Annotated in this window: 17 protein-coding genes and 1 riboswitch; of the genes, 9 read left to right on the forward strand and 8 right to left on the reverse strand. The window is 73.2% G+C overall.

All coding sequences use genetic code 11. The annotated features are described in order from the left end of the window. The first annotated feature begins 2 nt into the window (after window positions 1-2). Window positions 3-1445 carry a PTS transporter subunit EIIC gene (locus tag ACSNOH_RS09125; protein WP_436720727.1) on the forward strand — a complete coding sequence of 481 codons (1443 nt, stop codon included), beginning with the start codon at window positions 3-5 and terminating at the stop codon, window positions 1443-1445. A 124-nt stretch (window positions 1446-1569) separates the two neighbouring features. On the opposite strand, the gene groL is transcribed toward ACSNOH_RS09125, so the two are convergent. From groL to thrC, 4 genes are all read right to left on the reverse strand, one after another. Further along, window positions 1570-3192 (reverse strand): chaperonin GroEL, encoded by a 1623-nt coding sequence (groL, locus tag ACSNOH_RS09130; protein ID WP_436720728.1) that lies wholly within the window; start codon window positions 3190-3192, stop codon window positions 1570-1572. A 368-nt stretch (window positions 3193-3560) separates the two neighbouring features. Continuing rightward, on the reverse strand, window positions 3561-3767 hold the full coding sequence (locus tag ACSNOH_RS09135) for a cold-shock protein (RefSeq protein ID WP_436720729.1): 207 nt from the start codon (window positions 3765-3767) through the stop codon (window positions 3561-3563). 423 nt (window positions 3768-4190) lie between these two features. After that, a complete protein-coding gene (locus ACSNOH_RS09140) occupies window positions 4191-4466 on the reverse strand; it encodes a MoaD/ThiS family protein (RefSeq protein ID WP_436720730.1) in 276 nt (91 codons plus the stop codon). Between the two features lie 74 nt (window positions 4467-4540). Beyond that, a complete protein-coding gene (thrC, locus tag ACSNOH_RS09145; protein WP_436720731.1) occupies window positions 4541-5824 on the reverse strand; it encodes a threonine synthase in 1284 nt (427 codons plus the stop codon). Between the two features lie 17 nt (window positions 5825-5841). After that, window positions 5842-5984: riboswitch (SAM riboswitch) on the reverse strand. A 151-nt stretch (window positions 5985-6135) separates the two neighbouring features. Here thrC and ACSNOH_RS09150 point away from each other — a divergent pair. From ACSNOH_RS09150 to ACSNOH_RS09160, 3 genes are all read left to right on the forward strand, one after another. Beyond that, complete coding sequence (locus ACSNOH_RS09150) at window positions 6136-7110, forward strand: glucosyl-3-phosphoglycerate synthase (RefSeq protein ID WP_436720732.1); 975 nt, start codon at window positions 6136-6138, stop codon at window positions 7108-7110. 41 nt (window positions 7111-7151) lie between these two features. Further along, the gene (locus ACSNOH_RS09155; protein WP_436720733.1) at window positions 7152-8669 is read left to right on the forward strand and encodes an alpha,alpha-trehalose-phosphate synthase (UDP-forming); all 1518 of its coding nucleotides are present in this window, start codon (window positions 7152-7154) and stop codon (window positions 8667-8669) included. A 199-nt stretch (window positions 8670-8868) separates the two neighbouring features. Continuing rightward, complete coding sequence (locus tag ACSNOH_RS09160) at window positions 8869-9756, forward strand: hypothetical protein (protein WP_436720734.1); 888 nt, start codon at window positions 8869-8871, stop codon at window positions 9754-9756. Between the two features lie 31 nt (window positions 9757-9787). Here the strand turns inward: ACSNOH_RS09160 and otsB are convergent, their stop codons facing one another. From otsB to ACSNOH_RS09175, 3 genes are read right to left on the reverse strand one after another with little or no spacing between them, the layout of a single operon-like run. Next, window positions 9788-10633 (reverse strand): trehalose-phosphatase, encoded by an 846-nt coding sequence (gene otsB / locus ACSNOH_RS09165; RefSeq protein ID WP_436720735.1) that lies wholly within the window; start codon window positions 10631-10633, stop codon window positions 9788-9790. A gap of 30 nt (window positions 10634-10663) precedes the next feature. Further along, window positions 10664-11017 (reverse strand): DUF3263 domain-containing protein, encoded by a 354-nt coding sequence (locus tag ACSNOH_RS09170; RefSeq protein WP_436720736.1) that lies wholly within the window; start codon window positions 11015-11017, stop codon window positions 10664-10666. Window positions 11018-11026: 9 nt separating this feature from the next. Then, entirely contained in the window at window positions 11027-12310 is a 1284-nt protein-coding gene (locus ACSNOH_RS09175; RefSeq protein WP_436720737.1) for an ABC transporter substrate-binding protein, read from the reverse strand. Between the two features lie 160 nt (window positions 12311-12470). Here ACSNOH_RS09175 and ACSNOH_RS09180 point away from each other — a divergent pair, with 160 nt between their 5' ends. The 5 genes from ACSNOH_RS09180 to ACSNOH_RS09200 all read left to right on the forward strand — a co-directional run bounded on the left by ACSNOH_RS09180 (window position 12471) and on the right by ACSNOH_RS09200 (window position 17923). After that, a complete protein-coding gene (locus tag ACSNOH_RS09180; RefSeq protein ID WP_436720738.1) occupies window positions 12471-13400 on the forward strand; it encodes an SIS domain-containing protein in 930 nt (309 codons plus the stop codon). Window positions 13401-13736: 336 nt separating this feature from the next. Beyond that, complete coding sequence (locus ACSNOH_RS09185; RefSeq protein WP_436720739.1) at window positions 13737-14684, forward strand: ROK family protein; 948 nt, start codon at window positions 13737-13739, stop codon at window positions 14682-14684. Next, window positions 14684-15844: an N-acetylglucosamine-6-phosphate deacetylase gene (nagA, locus tag ACSNOH_RS09190; protein WP_436720740.1), complete on the forward strand. Its 1161-nt coding sequence runs from the start codon at window positions 14684-14686 to the stop codon at window positions 15842-15844. Before ACSNOH_RS09185 ends, nagA begins: the two co-directional genes overlap by 1 nt. Before the next feature lie 265 nt (window positions 15845-16109). Next, the gene (locus tag ACSNOH_RS09195) at window positions 16110-17042 is read left to right on the forward strand and encodes a 1-phosphofructokinase family hexose kinase (RefSeq protein ID WP_436720741.1); all 933 of its coding nucleotides are present in this window, start codon (window positions 16110-16112) and stop codon (window positions 17040-17042) included. A gap of 35 nt (window positions 17043-17077) precedes the next feature. Further along, entirely contained in the window at window positions 17078-17923 is an 846-nt protein-coding gene (locus ACSNOH_RS09200) for a class II fructose-bisphosphate aldolase (RefSeq protein ID WP_436720742.1), read from the forward strand. On the opposite strand, the gene ACSNOH_RS09205 is transcribed toward ACSNOH_RS09200, so the two are convergent. Then, complete coding sequence (locus ACSNOH_RS09205) at window positions 17907-18842, reverse strand: carbohydrate-binding protein (protein ID WP_436720743.1); 936 nt, start codon at window positions 18840-18842, stop codon at window positions 17907-17909. The two genes, ACSNOH_RS09200 and ACSNOH_RS09205, sit on opposite strands and share 17 nt — an antisense overlap. Window positions 18843-18908: the final 66 nt, after the last annotated feature.

Raw genomic sequence — 18908 nt, forward strand, 5'->3', positions numbered from 1 at the left:
CCGTGGCCCCGGTCGACGACCCGCCGGGGGCGCGGGAGGGGGGCCGCGACACCACCGCGGCCGCCCTCCTCCCCCTCCTCGGCGGCGCCGGCAACCTCACGTCCGTCACGAACTGCATGACGCGCCTGCGCGTAACCGTCCTGGACCCCTCGGCCGTCCGCCGCACCGAACTGCGCGCCCTGCCGGGGGTCCTGGGCGTGGTGGAGGACGGCCCGGCGCTGCAGATCGTCCTCGGTCCGGGCGCGGTGGCCAAGGTCGCGCCGGAGCTCGCGCGGCACCTGGAGCCCGTCACCGCACAGGCGCTGGCCGAGCGCGGCGCGGCCATCCGGGCCGGGCACAGGGCCCGCAACGCGACGCCGGTGAAGCGGTTCCTGCGCCGGATCGCGCAGATCTTCGTGCCGCTGATCCCGGCCCTGATCGGCTGCGGCGTCGTGGCGGGCCTGGCCGGCCTGCTCGCCAACCTGCACCGGCTGCCCGCGCTCGCCGCCGCCCTGGCGGCCTGCGCGTCGGGCTTCATGTCGCTCATCGCCGTCTTCGTCGGCTACAACACGGCCAAGGAGTTCGGCGGCACCCCGGTCCTGGGCGGGGCCGTCGCGGCGGTCATCGTCTTCCCGGGCGTGGAGCGGGTGAGCGCGTTCGGCGAGCGGCTCCACCCCGGCCAGGGCGGGGTGCTCGGGGCGCTGGCCGCGGCCCTGCTCGCCGCGCACGTCGAACGCTGGTGCCGGGCCCGGGTCCCCGAGGCCCTGGACGTGCTGCTCACCCCGGCGGTGACGGTCCTGGTGGCGGGCCTGGCCACGCTCTACGGGCTGATGTACGCGGCGGGCGCGGCCGCCGGCGCCGTCGGCGGCTTCACCGACCGGCTGCTGGCGAACGGCGGCGCGGCGGCCGGTTTCGTCCTGGGCGGCCTGTTCCTGCCCCTGGTGATGCTGGGCCTGCACCAGGCCCTCATCCCCGTCCACGCGACGCTCATCGAGCAGCAGGGCCACACGGTCCTCCTGCCGATCCTCGCGATGGCGGGCGCGGGCCAGGTGGGCGCGGCCCTCGCGGTCTACGCGCGGCTGCCGCGCAACGGCTCGGTGCGCAGGACGGTCCGCTCCGCCCTCCCGGCCGCCCTCCTGGGCATCGGCGAGCCCCTGATCTACGGCGTCTCGCTCCCCCTGGGCCGTCCGTTCGTCACGGCGTGTGCGGGCGGGGCGTTCGGCGGGGGCTTCGTGGGGCTGCTGGGCCAGCTCGGCGACCCGGTCGGCTCGACCGCGATCGGCCCGTCGGGCTGGGCCCTCTTCCCGCTGCTGAGCGGCAGCCACGGCCTCGTCCGGGCGGTGGCCGTCTACGGGGCGGGGCTGCTGACCGGCTACGCGGCGGGGTTCGTGCTGACGTACGCGTTCGGGCTGAGCCGTGCGTCGCTGCGCGAGCTGAACGCCGAACGGGGCGCCCCGGGCGCCTGAAACGGCCCGAGGGCGGCACCCCCTCTTCAGGGGGCGCCGCCCTCGGACACGTACTGCTCGGTGCTGCTCAGTGCTGGTGGTCAATACCACTCAGCACTGCTCAGGACAGCTGATCCGGTGCGGATCAGAAGTCCATGTCACCGCCCGGCATGCCGCCCGGAGCGGCCGCGGCGGCCTTCTCCGGCTTGTCGGCGATGACGGCCTCGGTGGTCAGGAACAGCGCGGCGATGGACGCGGCGTTCTGCAGCGCGGAGCGCGTGACCTTGGCCGGGTCGATGATGCCCTCGGCGATCATGTCGACGTACTCGCCGGTCGCGGCGTTCAGACCGTGGCCCGGGGTCAGGTTGCGCACCTTCTCCACGATGACGCCGCCCTCGAGGCCGGCGTTGACCGAGATCTGCTTGAGCGGGGCCTCCAGGGCCAGCTTGACGGCGGCGGCACCGGTGGCCTCGTCGCCCTCGAGCTCCAGCTTCTCGAAGACCGCGGAGGCCTGCAGCAGGGCCACGCCACCACCGGCGACGATGCCCTCCTCGACGGCGGCCTTGGCGTTGCGGACGGCGTCCTCGATGCGGTGCTTGCGCTCCTTGAGCTCCACCTCGGTGGCGGCACCGGCCTTGATGACGGCCACGCCGCCGGCCAGCTTCGCCAGACGCTCCTGCAGCTTCTCGCGGTCGTAGTCGGAGTCGCTGTTCTCGATCTCGGCGCGGATCTGGTTGACGCGGCCCTGGACCTGCTCGCTGTCACCGGCACCGTCGACGATGGTCGTCTCGTCCTTGGTGATGACGACCTTGCGGGCGCGGCCGAGCAGGTCGAGACCGGCGTTCTCCAGCTTGAGGCCGACCTCCTCGGAGATGACCGTGCCGCCCGTGAGGATGGCGATGTCGCCGAGCATGGCCTTGCGGCGGTCGCCGAAGCCCGGGGCCTTGACGGCGACGGACTTGAAGGTGCCGCGGATCTTGTTGACGACCAGGGTCGACAGGGCCTCGCCCTCGACGTCCTCGGCGATGATCAGCAGCGGCTTGCCGGACTGCATGACCTTCTCGAGGAGCGGCAGCAGGTCCTTGACCGAGCCGACCTTCGAGTTGACGATCAGGATGTACGGGTCCTCGAGGGAGGCCTCCATACGCTCCATGTCGGTGGCGAAGTACGCCGAGATGTAGCCCTTGTCGAAGCGCATACCCTCGGTGAGCTCCAGCTCCAGACCGAAGGTCTGGGACTCCTCGACGGTGATGACGCCTTCCTTGCCGACCTTGTCCATGGCCTCGGCGATGAGCTCGCCGATCTGGGTGTCGGCGGCGGAGATGGAGGCGGTGGAGGCGATCTGCTCCTTGGTCTCCACGTCCTTGGCCTGCTCGAGCAGGGCGGCGGAGACGGCCTCGACGGCCTTCTCGATGCCGCGCTTCAGGGCCATCGGGTTGGCGCCGGCGGCCACGTTGCGCAGACCCTCGCGGACGAGCGCCTGGGCGAGGACGGTCGCGGTCGTCGTGCCGTCACCGGCGACGTCGTCCGTCTTCTTCGCGACCTCCTTGACCAGCTCGGCGCCGATCTTCTCGTACGGGTCCTCGAGCTCGATCTCCTTGGCGATGGAGACACCATCGTTGGTGATCGTGGGGGCGCCCCACTTCTTCTCGAGGACGACGTTCCGGCCCTTGGGGCCGAGGGTGACCTTGACGGCGTCGGCGAGCTGGTTCATCCCGCGCTCGAGACCGCGCCGTGCCTCCTCGTCGAACGCGATGATCTTGGCCATGTGAAGTGGTCCTCCCAGGACGGGGTGGAGACTGCTCCGGACCGCGCTGGCGCCCGCGACGGACGGCCTGCGTGCCCGGGCGGTTCCTTGCCCCGCCCGGACCGCCGACCTCACCGACGGTCCAAATCTGTCACTCTCACTCGGAGAGTGCTAAGCCCAATGATTAGCACTCGACCAGGGAGAGTGCAAGCGCCTCGGGGAGACGGTCACGCCCACGGGGACCGGGAAGCCGGGAAACCGCGGCGGCAGGGAGCCCCGGGCAGCAGCCGTACCCACTCCGCCCGCCCCGCACACGCGCGAGGGGCCCGCACCTCGATGAGGTGCGGACCCCTCCGCAAACCGAGCGAGCCGGTGGTCGATGCGCCGCGTCAGACCGCCTGCAGCTTCACCATGTCCGCCTGCGGCCCCTTCTGGCCCTGCGAGATCTCGAACTCGACCCGCTGACCCTCCTCGAGGGTGCGGTAGCCGTCCATCTGAATCGCGCTGTAGTGGACGAACACATCCGCACCACCGTCGACCGCGATGAAGCCGTAGCCCTTCTCCGCGTTGAACCACTTGACGGTGCCCTGAGCCATGCCTAACTCCCCTATTACTGGCCCTTGCACAGGACCGCACTTCGCGGACCCGGGTCAGACCTCACCCCTGGCAGCCCAGTGGGTGTGCGCCGGAACGCGTCGACCGCGGCTGAATGTATCTGCACGGATGCCGTCTGCAACAGGTCACTCGGACGAGAATTCCGGGCGTGGCCGATCGAGAAAATCGCCCGAACTCCGGGTATTTCGGGGCAAGTCGGGCCGGGAAAAACACAACCAACCCGGCATTTCGTGCACACACTTCGCGCACAACTTGACGGGTTCTCATATGCGTTCGGCACTGACGCCGGGCGGGGATCGCCCCAACTGTATCGCGCTCAACAGCCGGAATCGCCCCGTCCGCTACTGCGGCCGGGGCGATTCCGGGAAGGAGGTGCGGCAATAACGGAGGAACCCTGTGAAACCTCAGCCGCCGGCGACGGCCGGGATCACGGAGACGGAGGAGCCGTCGGGGGTGGGCGTCTGCAGCCCCTGTTCGAAGCGGACGTCGTCGTCGTTGACGTAGACGTTCACGAACCGGCGCAGCTTGCCGTTGTCGTCGAGGACGCGGGCGGCGATGCCGGTGTGGCGGCCCTCAAGATCAGCGATGACCTCGGAGAGGGTCGCACCCTGGGCGGACACTTCGGCCTTACCGCCGGTGTAGGTGCGCAGGATGGTAGGAATACGAACGGTAACGCTCACGGGAAAGCCTCCAGAGAGTTGTGGGCAGTCGTGCCGCTGGGGCGGCACGGGTGGGCACAACCGGCCCGCAGATGTCAGACGGCAGCAAGCCCCGCGGCGCGGAACGCCTCCAACGACGGCCGGATCGTCGCGGTCGGCCCCGCCGCAACGGCGTCGAGCGTCTTGAGCCCGTCTCCGGTGTTGAGCACGACGGTCGTGAGCGACGGATCGAGCAGACCGCTCTCGATCAGCTTCCGCGTCACCCCGACCGTCACCCCACCCGCCGTCTCCGCGAAGATCCCCTCCGTCCGCGCGAGCAACCGGATCGCCTCGACGATCTCCTCGTCCGTGACGTCCTCCACCGCCCCGCCCGTCCGCCGCGCGATGTCCAGCACGTACGGCCCGTCCGCCGGGTTGCCGATGGCGAGCGACTTGGCGATCGTGTCCGGCTTTACCGGCCGCACCACGTCGTGCCCCTCCTTGTACGCGCGGGAGACCGGCGAGCACCCTTCCGCCTGCGCCCCGAAGATCTTGTACGGCCGGTCCTCGACCAGCCCGAGGGCGATGAGCTCCTTCAGCCCCTTGTCGATCTTCGTGAGCTGGGAGCCGGAGGCGATCGGCACCACGATCTGGTCCGGCAGCCGCCACCCGAGCTGCTCGCAGATCTCGTAGGCGAGCGTCTTGGAGCCCTCGCCGTAGTACGGCCGGAGGTTGACGTTGACGAAGCCCCAGCCCTCGCCCAGCGGATCGCCGATCAGCTCGCTGCAGAAGCGGTTGACGTCGTCGTACGTGCCTTCGATGCCGACGAGGTCGCCGCCGTACACCGCGGCCATGACGACCTTCCCGGCCTCCAGGTCGTGCGGGATGAACACGCAGGACTTGAAGCCGGCCCGGGCGGCCGCGGCCCCGACGGCCCCGGCGAGGTTGCCGGTCGACGAGCAGGACAGCGTCGTGAAGCCGAAGGCGCGGGCGGCCTCGACGGCGATCGCGACCACCCGGTCCTTGAAGGAGTGCGTCGGGTTGCCGGAGTCGTCCTTGACGTACAGGCCGCCGGTCACGCCGAGTCCGCGGGCGAGGTTGTCCGCCTGGACGAGCTTGGTGAAGCCGGGGTTGAGATTCGGCTTGGCGGCGACGCCGGCGGGTACGGGCAGCAGCGGGGCGTACCGCCAGATGTTCGCGGGGCCGGCCTCGATCCGCTGCCGCAGGGCCTCGGGGTCGCCTGCCGGCAGGTCGTAGGCGACTTCGAGCGGGCCGAAGCACAGGGCGCAGGCGAAGACGGGTCCGAGGGGGAAGCGCTCCCCGCACTCGCGGCAGGACAGCGCGGCGGCGGGTCCGAGGTCCACAGAAGTGGTAGAGGGTTCAACAGACTGCACAGCCATGGAGGCGAGGCCCTTTCTCCTCATCTTCCTCGCGGCGGACGTCGCCGCGAGACGGAATTGGCACCTTCCCCGCCGGGAGCCTCGCGTCGGATGACCGAGACCGGCTGGAGGGTTGCCGGGGCTTCAACGGGCCGTGTCCCTCTGCCCCTCTGGATGAGCGGTATGGCGCTGGGCGGGGCCCAGGCGTTTGTGGCACGCGGCGACCCCGACATACGACGGCGGTCCGCGTTGTTCAAGACTGTAACGGAAGCGACGGTCCGTTGAGAGGGCCGTCCGCACCGCGAGATGCGTCACAACGAGGAGTCGTACACGTGCTGGAAGAGGTGGAGCGCTGGCTGGCCGAGCGGTCCTGGTCCGCTGCTGATCGTCCGCTCGACGTGCTTCTGGCTGCCAAACGGGAATCCGGTACCACGGTGAGCGTCGTCCTCCCCGCGCTGAACGAGGAGGCGACGGTGGGCGCGATCGTGGCGGTGATCCGCCGCGAGCTGATGTCGGACGCGGTGCCGCTGGTGGACGAGCTGGTGGTCGTGGACTCCGGCTCCACCGACCGCACGTCCGAGGTGGCCGCGGCGGCCGGGGCCCGGGTGGTGCACCGCGACGAGCTGCTGCCCGCCCTGCCCGCCCTGCCCGGCAAGGGCGAGGTCCTCTGGCGCTCGCTGCTGGCGACGACCGGCGACATCGTGTGCTTCGTGGACGCCGACCTGCGCGAGTTCTCGGCGGGCTTCGTCTCGGGGATCGTGGGCCCGCTGCTGACCGATCCGGGCGTGCAGTTCGTCAAGGCGATGTACGACCGGCCGCTGGGCGCCGAGTTCGACGTGCCCGGCTCCGCCGGGACCGCCGGGCAGGGCGGCCGGGTCACCGAGCTCGTGGCCCGGCCCCTGCTGAACCTGCACTGGCCGCAGCTGGCCGGCTTCGTCCAGCCGCTGGGCGGCGAGTACGCGGCCCGCCGGTCGCTGCTCGAACAACTGCCGTTCCCCGTCGGCTACGGCGTGGAACTGGGCCTTCTGGTGGACGCGCTGCACACGGTGGGGCTGGACGCCCTGGCCCAGGTGGACGTGGGCGTGCGCAAGCACCGCCACCAGGACGGGCAGGCGCTCGGCCGGATGGCCGCCGCGATCTACCGCACCGCCCAGCTCCGGCTGGCCCGCGGGCACCTGGTGCGGCCTGCGCTCACGCAGTTCGAACGGACCCCGGAAGGCTTCGCTCCGAGGACGTACGCGGTGGACACGGAGGAGCGGCCGCCGATGGCCGGAATACCCGAGTACGCGAAGCGGCACGCCGCGTAAGCGTACGTTTGAGCGGTTCCCCCCGGGGCAAGGCTGGCCACATGGTCGCTGAGCACGTGCCCCCCACATCGATCGCCGACACATCGATCACCGACGCATCGATCACCGGCGCTCCGGCCGCCGGCGCTCCGATCGTGGTCGCCTCCAACCGCGGCCCGGTCTCGTACCGGCGCGGACCGGACGGCGGCCTCGTGGCCGGGCGGGGCGGCGGCGGGCTGGTCTCCGGGCTCAGCTCGATAGAGCGCGGGGCCGGGGCCGTGTGGGTGTGCGCGGCGCTCGGCGAGGGCGACCGCGAGGCGGCCCGCGCCGCCGGCCGCAGACTCGACCCGGGCGACACCGGCGGGCACCGCGTGCGGATGCTGGACATCCCGGCCGGGACGTTCGCCGACGCGTACAACGGCATCGCCAATTCGGTGCTGTGGTTCCTGCACCACATGCTCTACCAGACGCCCCTGGAGCCCGTGTTCGACAAGGCGTTCCGGGAGCAGTGGACCGCCTACGAGGCGTACAACTCCGCCTTCGCCGACGCCGTCGCCGAGGAGGCCGCGGAGGGCGCCGCGGTGCTCGTGCAGGACTACCACCTCTCGCTCGTGCCGGGCCTGCTCCGGGCGCGCCGCCCCGACCTGCGCATCGGCCACTTCTCGCACACCCCGTGGGCCCCGCCGGACTACTTCCGGGTGCTGCCGGACGACGTGGCCGGGCAGCTGCTGCGCGGCCTGCTCGGGGGCGACCGGGCCGCCTTCCTGACCCCGCGCTGGGCGGAGGCCTTCGCCGCGTGCTGCGCGGACGTGCTGGGCGCGGAGGTCGCCCGGGACGGCGAGGGGCGGGCGGCGGAGGTGCGGTTCGAGGGCCGGGTGACGCGGCTGGGCGTGCACGGCCTCGGCGCCGACGGGGACTTCCTGCGCGAGCGGGCGCACCGGCCGGACGTCGAGGAGCGCATGGCGGCGCTGCGGGCGCAGATCGGCCCGGAGCGCAGGGCGATCGTGCGCGTGGACCGCACGGAGCTGTCGAAGAACATCGTGCGGGGCCTGCACGCCTACCGGCGGCTGCTGGAGGACCGCCCGCAGTGGCGCGGCAGGGTGGTGCACGTCGCGTTCGCCTATCCGTCGCGGCAGGACCTCGCGGTCTACCGCGACTACACCGCCGAAGTGGAGCGGGTCGCCCGCGAGATCAACTCCGCGTTCGGCACGGAGGGCTGGGAGCCGGTCGCCCTGCACGTGAAGGACGATTTCGCGCGCTCGCTGGCCGCGTACCGGCTCGCGGACGTGGCCCTGGTGAACCCGATCCGCGACGGGATGAACCTGGTGGCCAAGGAGGTGCCGGTGGTCTCCGACCACGGCTGCGCGCTGGTGCTGTCGCGGGAGGCGGGCGCGGCGGCCGAGCTGGGCGACGAGGCGATCCTGGTCAACCCCTACGACGTGGAGGCCACGGCCCGCGCGCTGCACCTGGCGCTGCTGATGGATCCCGGGGAGCGGGCGGAGCGCACGAAGCGGCTGGCCGCGGCGGCCACGGCACTGCCGCCGGCGCGGTGGTTCACGGACCAACTGCGGGCGCTGTAGTGCTGTGGGGACGTAGGGCTGTCGTGCCGTAGCGCTGCAGGGCCCTAGCGCTGCAGCCTCCCCGGGCCTCCCGGCTTTTGCGCACCGGCCCCCCGGTTTCCGCGCCGGAGCCCGGAGCGCGCTCCCCCGGCCGCGGTCCGAGCGGCCGGCGCTTCGGCGCCCCGGGCTGCCCGCATCCGGGCATGGGTAGCCACGATCCATGTCAAATGTCCCGCGCTGGGCCGTACTTGCCGCGGCGTGCGCCGCTGTCGTGGCCGCGGTCGGCGGCTGCTCCTCGGACTCCTCCAAGACCACCGACGCCAAGAAGCCGGCATCCTCCACCCCGCCGGGAGGCGCCTCGTCGCCCGGGGGCGGGCCCTCCGGCGCGTCCTCGGGCGGGCCCTCCGGCAGCCCTTCCGGCGACTCTTCCGGTGCACCGGCGGGCAAACCGTCCGGTACGCCGCCGGGCAAGCCCTCCGGTACGGCGCCTGCCGGTACGCCGTCCGGCACGCCGCCCTCCGGCTCTCCCGCTCCCGCGGACGGCTCGATACCCGTCGGCCCCGGGCCGCAGCCGTCCTACACCGTCCAGAAGCAGCCCGCCGCCGGCAGCTGCCACTACCGCTTCACCCCGGCCAAGGAGCCCCTCCCCGATCCCGCGTGCACGCCCGGCGCGACCAACCCGAAGGTCACCCAGGCCACGCTCAAGACGACGATCTGCCGCAGCGGCTACACCGCCGGCATCCGCCCGCCCACGAACATCACCAGCCGCGAGAAGACCGCCAACGCCGCCTCGTACGGCTACACCGGGTCGCTGCGCGACGCCGAGTACGACCACCTGATCAGCCTGCAGCTGGGCGGCGATCCCAACGACGCGCGCAACCTGTGGGTGGAGCCGCCCTCGCCCGGCCACAAGGAGGGCAAGGGGCCCAACAACCCCAAGGACGTGGTGGAGACCAAGCTGAAGAACGCCATCTGCAACGGCAGGACCGAGCTGGTCAAGGCGCAGCGGGCCATCGTGCGCGACTGGACGACGGCGCTGGACGCCGTCGGCGTCACGGACAAGGGGGCGAAGGGCGAGACGGCGAGCGACCCGGACGACAACGCCTGACCGGCGCGGGCGGCACGAGCACCAGAAGGGGTCAGGCGCCGCCGAGGTGCCCGGCCAGGGCGGTCAGCAGCTCCACGACGCCCTCCGGCCCGTCGACCACGAGGTCCGCGCGGTCGGCGAGCTCGGTGACCTCGGCGCTCCCGCTGCACACCAGCAACCCCGGCAGCCCCTCGGAGCGCAGTTTCTCCACTGCGGCGAAGGCCGCGAGGTCGCCGAGGTCGTCACCCGCATAGAGGACCGAGCGCGCGCCGCTCTCGCGCACGTACGAGGCGAGGGCGGCGCCCTTGTCGACGCCCGGCGGGCGCAGCTCCAGGACCAGCCGGCCGGGCTCGACGATCAGCCCGTGCCGCGCGGCGAGCTCCTCCAGGGGCTCCCGCAGGGCGTCGAACGCGTCCTGCGGGTGGGGTGCCCGCCGGGTGTGCACGGCGACGGCCCGGCCCTTGTCCTCGATCCAGGTGCCCCGGCCGGCGCCCGAGCCGGCCAGGATCCCCGGCAGCTCGGCGCGGGCGGCCGCGACACCCGGGGGCGGGGCGTCGGCGGTCACGGCGCCGGTCGCGGCGTCCCAGCGCTCGGCGCCGTAGTGGCCGAGGACCACGAGCCGCTCCAGGCCCGCGGCCCCGGCGAAGCCGCCGTGGCGGACGGCGACGGCGGCCGGGCGGCCGGTGATCACGGCGACGGAGCCGAGCCGCGGGGCGAGCCGCGCCAGCGCGGGCACGGCGCCGGGGTGCGCCCGGGCCTGCTCGGGGTCGGGCACGATCGCGGCGAGCGTGCCGTCGAAGTCGAGCGCGACGAGCGCGCGTTGCGGCGCGGCCAGCAGGGCGGCGAGTCCGTCGCGGCCGGCGGCGGTGGAGGGAACGGGAAGGGGTTGGCTGCCCATGGGGTCAACCTACTGGGCGGGGCCCGTCCGCTACCGGCGTTCGCGCCGGGCGTCCCGGATGCGTCGCAGCCGGTTGACGGTGACGGGGTCGTGGGCGAGGGCGCGCGGGTCGTCCAGGAGGGCGCCCAGCAGCTGGTAGTAGCGGGTCGGGGTCATTCCGAGCCGCTCGCGCACGGCCCGCTCCTTGGCGCCGGGCCCGGAGAAGGCCCGGCGCTCCAGGGCGAGCACGGCGAGGTCGAGCTCGGAGAGGCCCCGCTCGGGGGCCCCCTCCTCGGAGGTCGTCTCCTCCTCGGAGGTCGTCCCCTCCTCGGAGGTCTCCTTCCCGGAGGTCTCCTCTTCGGAGGTCTCCTTCCCGGAAGGCCCGCCGTGCTGTTCGTCGCTCACGCCGTCAGCCTACTTAGCGGTGCCGGCCAGCTCCATGGCGTCGGCCTCGCGCTTGATCTCGCCCAGGACGCTCGCCGGGTCGCCGCCCTTGAGGACGACCGAGCCGATCTTCTCCTTGAGCGCCTTGCTGACCTTCGCCCACGAGGTCTTGTCGACCGGGTAGAAGACGGCGTTGTCGATCTGCTCCAGGAACGGCTTCAGGTGTTCCTTGCTGTTGTCCGAGCGCATCTTCTCGGAGGCGCTGGTGGTCACCGGCAGCAGGTCGTACTGGCCGGTGAAGGTCAGGACGTTCTTGGTGCTGTAGACGAAGTCGAGGAAGCGGCCGGCCTCCTCGCGGTGGCCGCCCGCCTTGAACGCCATGATCCAGTCGGCGACGCCCATGGTCGCCTTGGCCTTGCCGGACTTGCCCGGCAGCGGGGCCAGCCCGTACTTGATGCCCTTGGCCTCGGCCTGCTTCATCAGCGTCGGGTGGCCGTTGAGCATGCCGACCTGGCCGTTGCAGAACGCGTCGAAGACGTCCTGGCGGTTGGTGCGGGAGGGGTCGCCGGAGCCGGCGAGGCCCTTGCCGACGAGCTCGTCGCGCAGCCAGGTGAAGGTGGCGATGTTCTCGTCGGAGTTGATCGTGTACGTGCCGTCGTGGTCCGTGTAGCCGCTGCCGCCGCTGAGCATCCACAGCAGGGTCTCGGCGGGCGCCTCCTCGGGGCCGAGCGGCAGCCCGTAGGGGATCTTGACCCCGGCGGACTGCAGCTTCTTGGCCGCGGCCTGCAGCTCGTCCCAGCTCTCGGGGGCCTTGGCTATGCCGGCCTTGGCGAAGAGGGTCTTGTTGTAGAAGAGCATGCGGGTGCTGGAGACGAACGGCAGGCCGTACTGCACGCGGCCCACCTCGCCCGCGCGGGCGATCGAGGCGATGATGTCGGCCTGGGTGGGGATCGTCAGCAGCTGGTCGGCGCTGTAGAGCTTGCCGGCGGCGGCGAAGTCGGCGTAGGCGCCGATCTGCGCGACGTCCGGGGCCTTGCCCGCGGCGACCATCTCGGCGACCTTCTTGTCGACCTCGGTCCAGCTGAGGACCGTGGCCTCGACCTTGACGCCCTTGTTCTTCTCCTCGAAGGCGCGGGCGAGGGCGTCCCAGTACTTCTGGGAGCTGTTCGCCGCCTTGTCGCCGTAGTCGGCCGCGACGACGCGCAGCGTCTTGCTGCCCGAACCGCCGTCGCTGCCGCACGCCGTCAGTGCGGGCGCCAACGCCGCCGTGGCGGCACCCGCCGCCGTCAGACCCAAGAACCGCCGCCGCTGCACTACTGCTTCCCACCTTCGGGGTTTGTGTTGGAGACCGTGAGTTTCCCCCGCGGGCCACCATACGTTCCAGCCGGTTCCGGTTTCGCTTCGGTATCGCTCTTCCCGCGGCGGACTGCGGCTGCTATGCACGGAGATCACCGGTGGAAGGAGACGAACGCGCATGTCCGAGCCCTCTCTCACCTCTCTCACCTCTCTGGAGATCACTGCGCAGCCGGAGTGCTGGCGGCGGGCGGCGGAGGCCGCGGGGGCCGCGGCGGGGCTTCCGCGGCCCGGGGAACGGGTGGCCGTGACCGGCTGCGGCACGTCCTGGTTCATGGCGCAGGCGTACGCGGCGCTGCGGGAGGCGTCCGGGCAGGGCGAGACGGACGCGTTCCCCGCGTCGGAGTTCCCGGTGTCGCGTACGTACGACCGGCTCGTGGTGATCACGCGGTCGGGGACGACGACGGAGGTCCTCGGCCTGATCGCGGAGGTGCGCGAGCGGTGGGAGGTGCTCGCGCTGACGGCCGACCCGGCGTCGCCGGTGGTGGCGGCGGCCGGCGAGGCGGTCGTGCTGAACTGGGCGGACGAGGAGTCGGTCGTACAGACGCGGTTCGCGACGACGGCGCTGGCGTTCCTGCGGGCGGGGCTGGAGGCGGGCGGGCGGCTGCCGGAGGGCGTGCGGGGGGTCGCGGACGCGGCGGCGGGCGCGGAGACGGCGCTGAGCGAGCCGCTGCCGCGGGCGGTGCTGGAGGCGGAGCAGTGGACGTTCCTGGGCGCGGGGTGGGCGTACGGGCTCGCGCAGGAGGCGGCGCTGAAGATGCGCGAGGCGGCGGGGGCGTGGACGGAGGCGTACCCGGCCATGGAGTACCGCCACGGCCCGGTGGCGATCACCGGGCCGGGCCGGGCGGCGTGGATCCTGGGCCCCGCGCCGGCGGGCCTGGAGGCGGACGTCTCCCGCACGGGGGGCGTCCTCGTGTCGGACGGCGGCCGCCTGGACCCGATGGCGGACCTGATCCGCGCGCAACGGCTGGCGGTCGCGGTCGCGGAGTCCCGCGGCCTGAACCCGGACAGGCCGAGGGGTCTGACGCGCAGCGTGATCTTGAAGGGGTGACCCGGCCACCCCACCGCGCAGGGCGCGCCCTCCCGCCGCGGCGGATTCACGGGGGCGCCCCCGTACGCCTGACGTGCCGCTGCCGTACCCAACCAGCCCGAGGCAGGCACGGCACCGCCGGACACGGCCGTGGGGGCTGAGCACCGCCGCGGCGGATTCATGGGTGCGGACACCCATCCCCCCGCAGCCCGCCGCCACGGCGCGCAACCACCGGCAAGGCACCCGGCGGTGCCCCAACCGGCCGCGCCCCCCGCGCCCGCGGGTCCCCGCAGGGAAACACCCACCCACGGGTGAGTGGACTAGACCTTTCGGCGCCGGACACGCGACACTGTTCCCGTGAGACACGTCATCGCGCTCGACGTCGGCGGCACCGCCATCAAGGCCGCCCTGATCGGCCCGGACCACGAGCTGCTGCACGAAGCCCGCCGCCCCACGGGCCGCGAGCAGGGCCCCGAGGCCGTGGTCGCCGGCATCCTGGACTTCGCCGCCGAGCTCGCGGCCACCGGCGAGGCCGCCTGCGGCGAGCCCGCGGCCGCGGCCGGCATCGCCGTGCCCGGCATCGTGGACGCCGGCACCGGCACCGCCGTCTACTCCGCCAACCTCGGCTGGCGCGACGTCCCCCTGCGCGACCTGCTCCGCGGCCGCCTCGGCGGCACCCCCGTGGCCCTCGGCCACGACGTCCGCGCGGGCGGCCTCGCCGAGGGCCGCCTCGGCGCGGGCGACGGCGCGGACCGCTTCCTGTTCGTCGCCCTCGGCACCGGCATCGCCGGAGCCATCGGCATCGACGGCCGCATCGAGGCCGGCGCCCACGGCTGCGCGGGCGAGATCGGCCACATCGCCGTCCGCCCCGGCCCCGCGGGGAAGCCGTGCGGCTGCGGCGGCCGCGGCTGCCTGGAGACCGTCGCCTCGGCCGCCGCGGTCAGCCGCGCCTGGGCGGAGGCGTCCGGCGCCCCGGAGGCCGACGCCGCCGACTGCGCCCGCGCCGTCGAGGCCGGCGACCCCCGCGCCCGCGCCGTCTGGCAGGAGGCCGTCGACGCCCTCGCCGACGGCCTCGTCATCGCCCACACCCTGCTCGACCCCCGCACGCTGATCGTCGGCGGCGGCCTCGCCGAGGCCGGCGAGACCCTCTTCGCGCCGCTGCGCACGGCGGTCGCGGAGCGCATGACGTTCCAGCAGCGGCCCCGCGTCATCCCGGCGGCCCTCGGCGACGCCGCCGGCTGCCTGGGCGCGGGCCTGCTCGCCTGGGACCTGCTCACTCCCCACCTCACGGAGGTTTCCGCCTGATGGTCGAACGTACGGTTCTCGCCGGTGCCCGCGTGGTGCTGCCGACCGGTGTGGTCGAGGACGGGCGGGTGACGGTCGAGGGCCGGCGGATCGCCGCGAACGAGAGCGGCGAGCGCCCGGCGCTCGACTTCTCCGGCAAGGGCCACTGGATCGTCCCCGGCTTCGTGGACATGCACGTCCACGGCGGCGGCGGAGCCTCCTTCTCCTCGGGCGACCCCGAAGAGGCCCTCACGGCCATCCGCACGCACCGCGCCCACGGCACGACCACGATGCTCGCCTCCACCGTCACCGGTGACCTGGACGACCTCGCCCGGCAGGCGGCCGTCCTCTCCGAGCTGACCGAGCAGGGCGACCTGGCGGGCATCCACTTCGAGGGCCCGTTCATCTCCCCGCACCGCTGCGGCGCCCACCAGCCGGAGCTGCTGCGCGACCCGCACCCGGCGGACGTCCGCAAGCTCGTCGACGCCGCCCGCGGCGCGGCCCGCATGATGACGCTGGCCCCGGAGCTGGCGGGCGGCCTGGAGTCGGTCCGGCTCCTCGCCGAGCACGGCGTGATCGCGGCGGTCGGCCACACGGACTCCTCGTACGAGGCGACCCTGGAGGCCGTCGAGGCGGGCGCGACGGTCGCCACCCACCTCTTCAACGCGATGCCGTCCCTCCTCCACCGCGCGCCCGGCCCGATCGCCGCCCTCCTGGAGGACGAGCGGGTCACCGTGGAGCTCATCAACGACGGCACGCACCTGCACCCCGCCGTCCTGGAGCTGGCCTTCGCCCGCGCCGGCGCGGACCGCGTCGCGTTCATCACCGACGCCATGGGCGCGGCCGGCATGAGCGACGGCATGTACCCGCTCGGCCCGATGAGCGTCGAGGTCAAGGACGGCGTGGCCCGTATCGCCGACGGCCCCACGGCGGGCTCCATCGCGGGCTCGACGCTGACGCTGGACACGGCGTTCAAGCGCGCGGTGACGATCGACCGGCTGACGGCCGGCCAGGCGGTGCGCGCCCTGTCGGCGACCCCGGCCCGCATGCTGGGCGTCGCCGACCGGGTCGGCTCGCTGGAGCCCGGCAAGGACGCGGATCTGGTCGTTCTCGACGCCTCGTACGACCTGGTGGGCGTCATGCGCAAGGGCGAATGGGTGGTACGGCCGCAAGTGCGCTGATTCCTCCCGCGCTTGACAGACGGTCGCACGCCGGCCGGAACAGCGGCGGCAGTCCCGAGGTCTGGGCCTGCCGCCGCTGTTTTGGCATGATCGCTCGCGGTCAACGGCTCACGGTTCACGGTTCAAGGCGCAAGGCTGACGGCACAAGGCGCAGCGTTCACGGCGCGAGGCACACGGCACAAGGCACAAGGCACGAGGCACAAGGTTCACGGCTCATGGTTCACGGCTCGCCTGGCAAGGGATCGGTCAAGGGAGGGGAACGCCGGTGATCCTCACGGTCACACTCAACGCAGCGCTCGATCTGACCTATCGCGTACCGCGGCTGCAGCCGCACGCGTCGCACCATGTCACGGCCGCCACCGAACGGGCCGGCGGCAAGGGCATCAACGTGGCCCGCGTCCTGGCCGCCCTCGGCCACACCACCGTGGTCACGGGCTTCGCCGGCGGCGCGACGGGCGAAACCCTGCGCCGGCTCCTCGCGGAAACCGTCCCCGGCGACGGCGGTCACCTCGCCGACCACCTCGTGCCCATCATCGGCACCACCCGCCGCACGGTCGCCGTCGTGGACGCCGCCACCGGCGACACCACCCAGCTCAACGAGGCCGGCCCGGACGTCACCGCCGAGGAGTGGGCCAGCTTCACCGACACGTACGCGCGCCTCCTGCGCGAGGCCCGCGCCGTCGCCCTGTGCGGCAGCCTTCCGCCGGGCGTGCCCGTGGGGGCGTACGCCCACCTCGTCCGGCAGGCGCGCGCCGCCCGCGTCCCGGTCCTGCTGGACACCAGCGGCGAACCGCTGCGCCGCGGCATCGCCGCCCGCCCCGACCTGGTCACCCCCAACACCGCCGAACTCGCCGCCCTCACCGGCTCCACGGAGCCGCTGCGCGCGGCCCTCGACGCCCGCCGCCGCGGCGCGCACGCCGTCGCCGCGACCCTCGGCCCCGAGGGCGTCCTCGCCGTCACCCCCGACGGCACCTGGCGCGCGGCCCCGCCCCGCCGCCTCACCGGCAACCCCACGGGCGCCGGCGACTCGGCCGCGGCCGGCCTCCTGTCGGCCTGGCTGGACGGCCTGCCCTGGCCGGACCGCCTGGCACGCGCGGTCGCCCTGGCCGCGGCCACGGTGAAGGCGCCCACGGCGGGCGCATTCGACGCCGGAACCTATACGGACCTGCTGCCGCAGGTGAAGGTCACGGCTGCCTGACGTCCCACTCCTCCCCCGGCGGAAAGGCACGGCACATGCCCCTCGTACGCACCGCAGACCTCGTCACCGGAGCCCGCGCCGCGGGCGAAGCCGTCCTCGCCTTCAACGTCATCACCGTGGAACACGCGGAAGCCATCGCCGCGGGAGCGGAAGCCGCGGGCCGCCCGGCGATCCTCCAGATCTCCGAGAACGCGGTGAAGTTCCACGGCGGCCGCGTGGGACCCATCGCGGCGGCGACGGCGGCGGTCGCGGCCGCCTCGCCGGCCCGCCTGTCCCTCCACCTGGACCACGTGGAGGACGAGGCGCTCCTGCGCCGGGCACACGCCCACGGCTTCACCTCGGTCATGTTCGACGCCTCGAAGCTCCCGTACGGAGACAACGTCAAAGCGACGGCCGAGGCGGTCCGTTGGGGGCACGAGCGCGGCATCTGGGTCGAGGCGGAACTGGGCCGCGTCGGCGGAAAGGCGGGCGACGCGCACACGCCTGGCGTACGGACGGACCCGGCCGAGGCGGCCGCCTACGTGGCCGATACCGGCGTCAACGCCCTGGCCGTGGCCGTGGGCAGCACCCACGCCATGACGGACCGCACGGCGGCCCTGGACCACGCCCTGATCACAGCCCTACGGGACGCCGTCCCCGTCCCCCTGGTCCTCCACGGCTCGTCGGGCGTCCCGGACGCGGAGCTCCGCCGCGCGGTCGCGGCGGGAATGACGAAGATCAACGTGGGCACGGCCCTGAACAAGGCCTTCACCGGCGCGGTACGGGCCTTCCTGGAGGCCCACCCCTCCACGGTCGACCCGCGCAGCTACCTGACCCCTGCGCGGGCCGCCATGACGCAAACGGTGGCGGGGTTCCTCCGGGCGGTCAGCCGCCGTTGGTGAGCCACAGCTGGTCGAGGTGGGATTCGCAGCCGCTGCCGCTGCCGCAGTACAGCTTGATGGTGTTCTTGCCCTGGTTCAGGTCGACGCGGGTCCAGCTGTGCTGCCAGTTGGTGGGCCACTCACCCGGCTTCACGTCCCCCCAGATCTTCATGCGCATCGGCAGACTGTTGGTCTTGCCGTTGACGTCGACGGCGAGGTTGGCGTCCTGGCCGGGCACGCCGTAGTTGATGTACAGCCGGTAGGCGCCGGTCGAGGGGACCTCGACCTCCCACTCCACGCCCGAGCCCGACTGGTTCGCGATCACCGCGTAGGCCCCGTTCGCGGACTTGGTGCCCTTGACCACCGTGTCCGTGGACGCGCCGCCCAGCAGCTTCAGCGTCGACGCGTCGCGCTTGAGCTGTCCGGCCGCCGACTGGTTGCTGGGCTCGGTCTTCTTCTGCGGCTCCTTGGACGGCTTCTTGTCCTCGTCCTTGGGGTCCTTCTGCTCGCCCCCGGCCGCCGCCTGGTTGCTGCTCTGGTCGTCGCTCGTGCCGCTGTTCGTCAGCATCGCCGCCGTGATGCCGCCCGCCACCACCGCGACCACGGCTATCGCCGCGACCAGCAGGCCCGTCCGCTTCGGGCGGGAGCCGCCGCCGTGGCCCGCGCGGCCCGGGGCCGCCGGCTGGCGGGGGACGCCGCCGGGCAGGGTCTCCGGGGCCGCGTAGTGCGGGGAGGGCTGCGACGCGTGCGGCGGCTGCGGCTGGCGCGGGCCGTACTGGCGCGAACCGACCGTCCGCACCTGGTTGTACGAAGTGCGGGGAACTCCCGGCTGCGGCGCGGCCGGTGCGGTGTCGTTCGACCCGCCGCCCTCCGAGCGGTACAGGTGCGCGAACGGGTCTTCGCTCTCCGGCGTACCCGTGCCGTTATTACCGGCGGTCATCCCCTGTCACTCCCAACCCATGGGCCCATCGCCCACTGGCCAAATCTTTGCGTTCGATTTCACGGT

It is taken from the genome of Streptomyces sp. URMC 127, assembly GCF_051386535.1.
GTDB lineage: Bacteria > Actinomycetota > Actinomycetes > Streptomycetales > Streptomycetaceae > Streptomyces.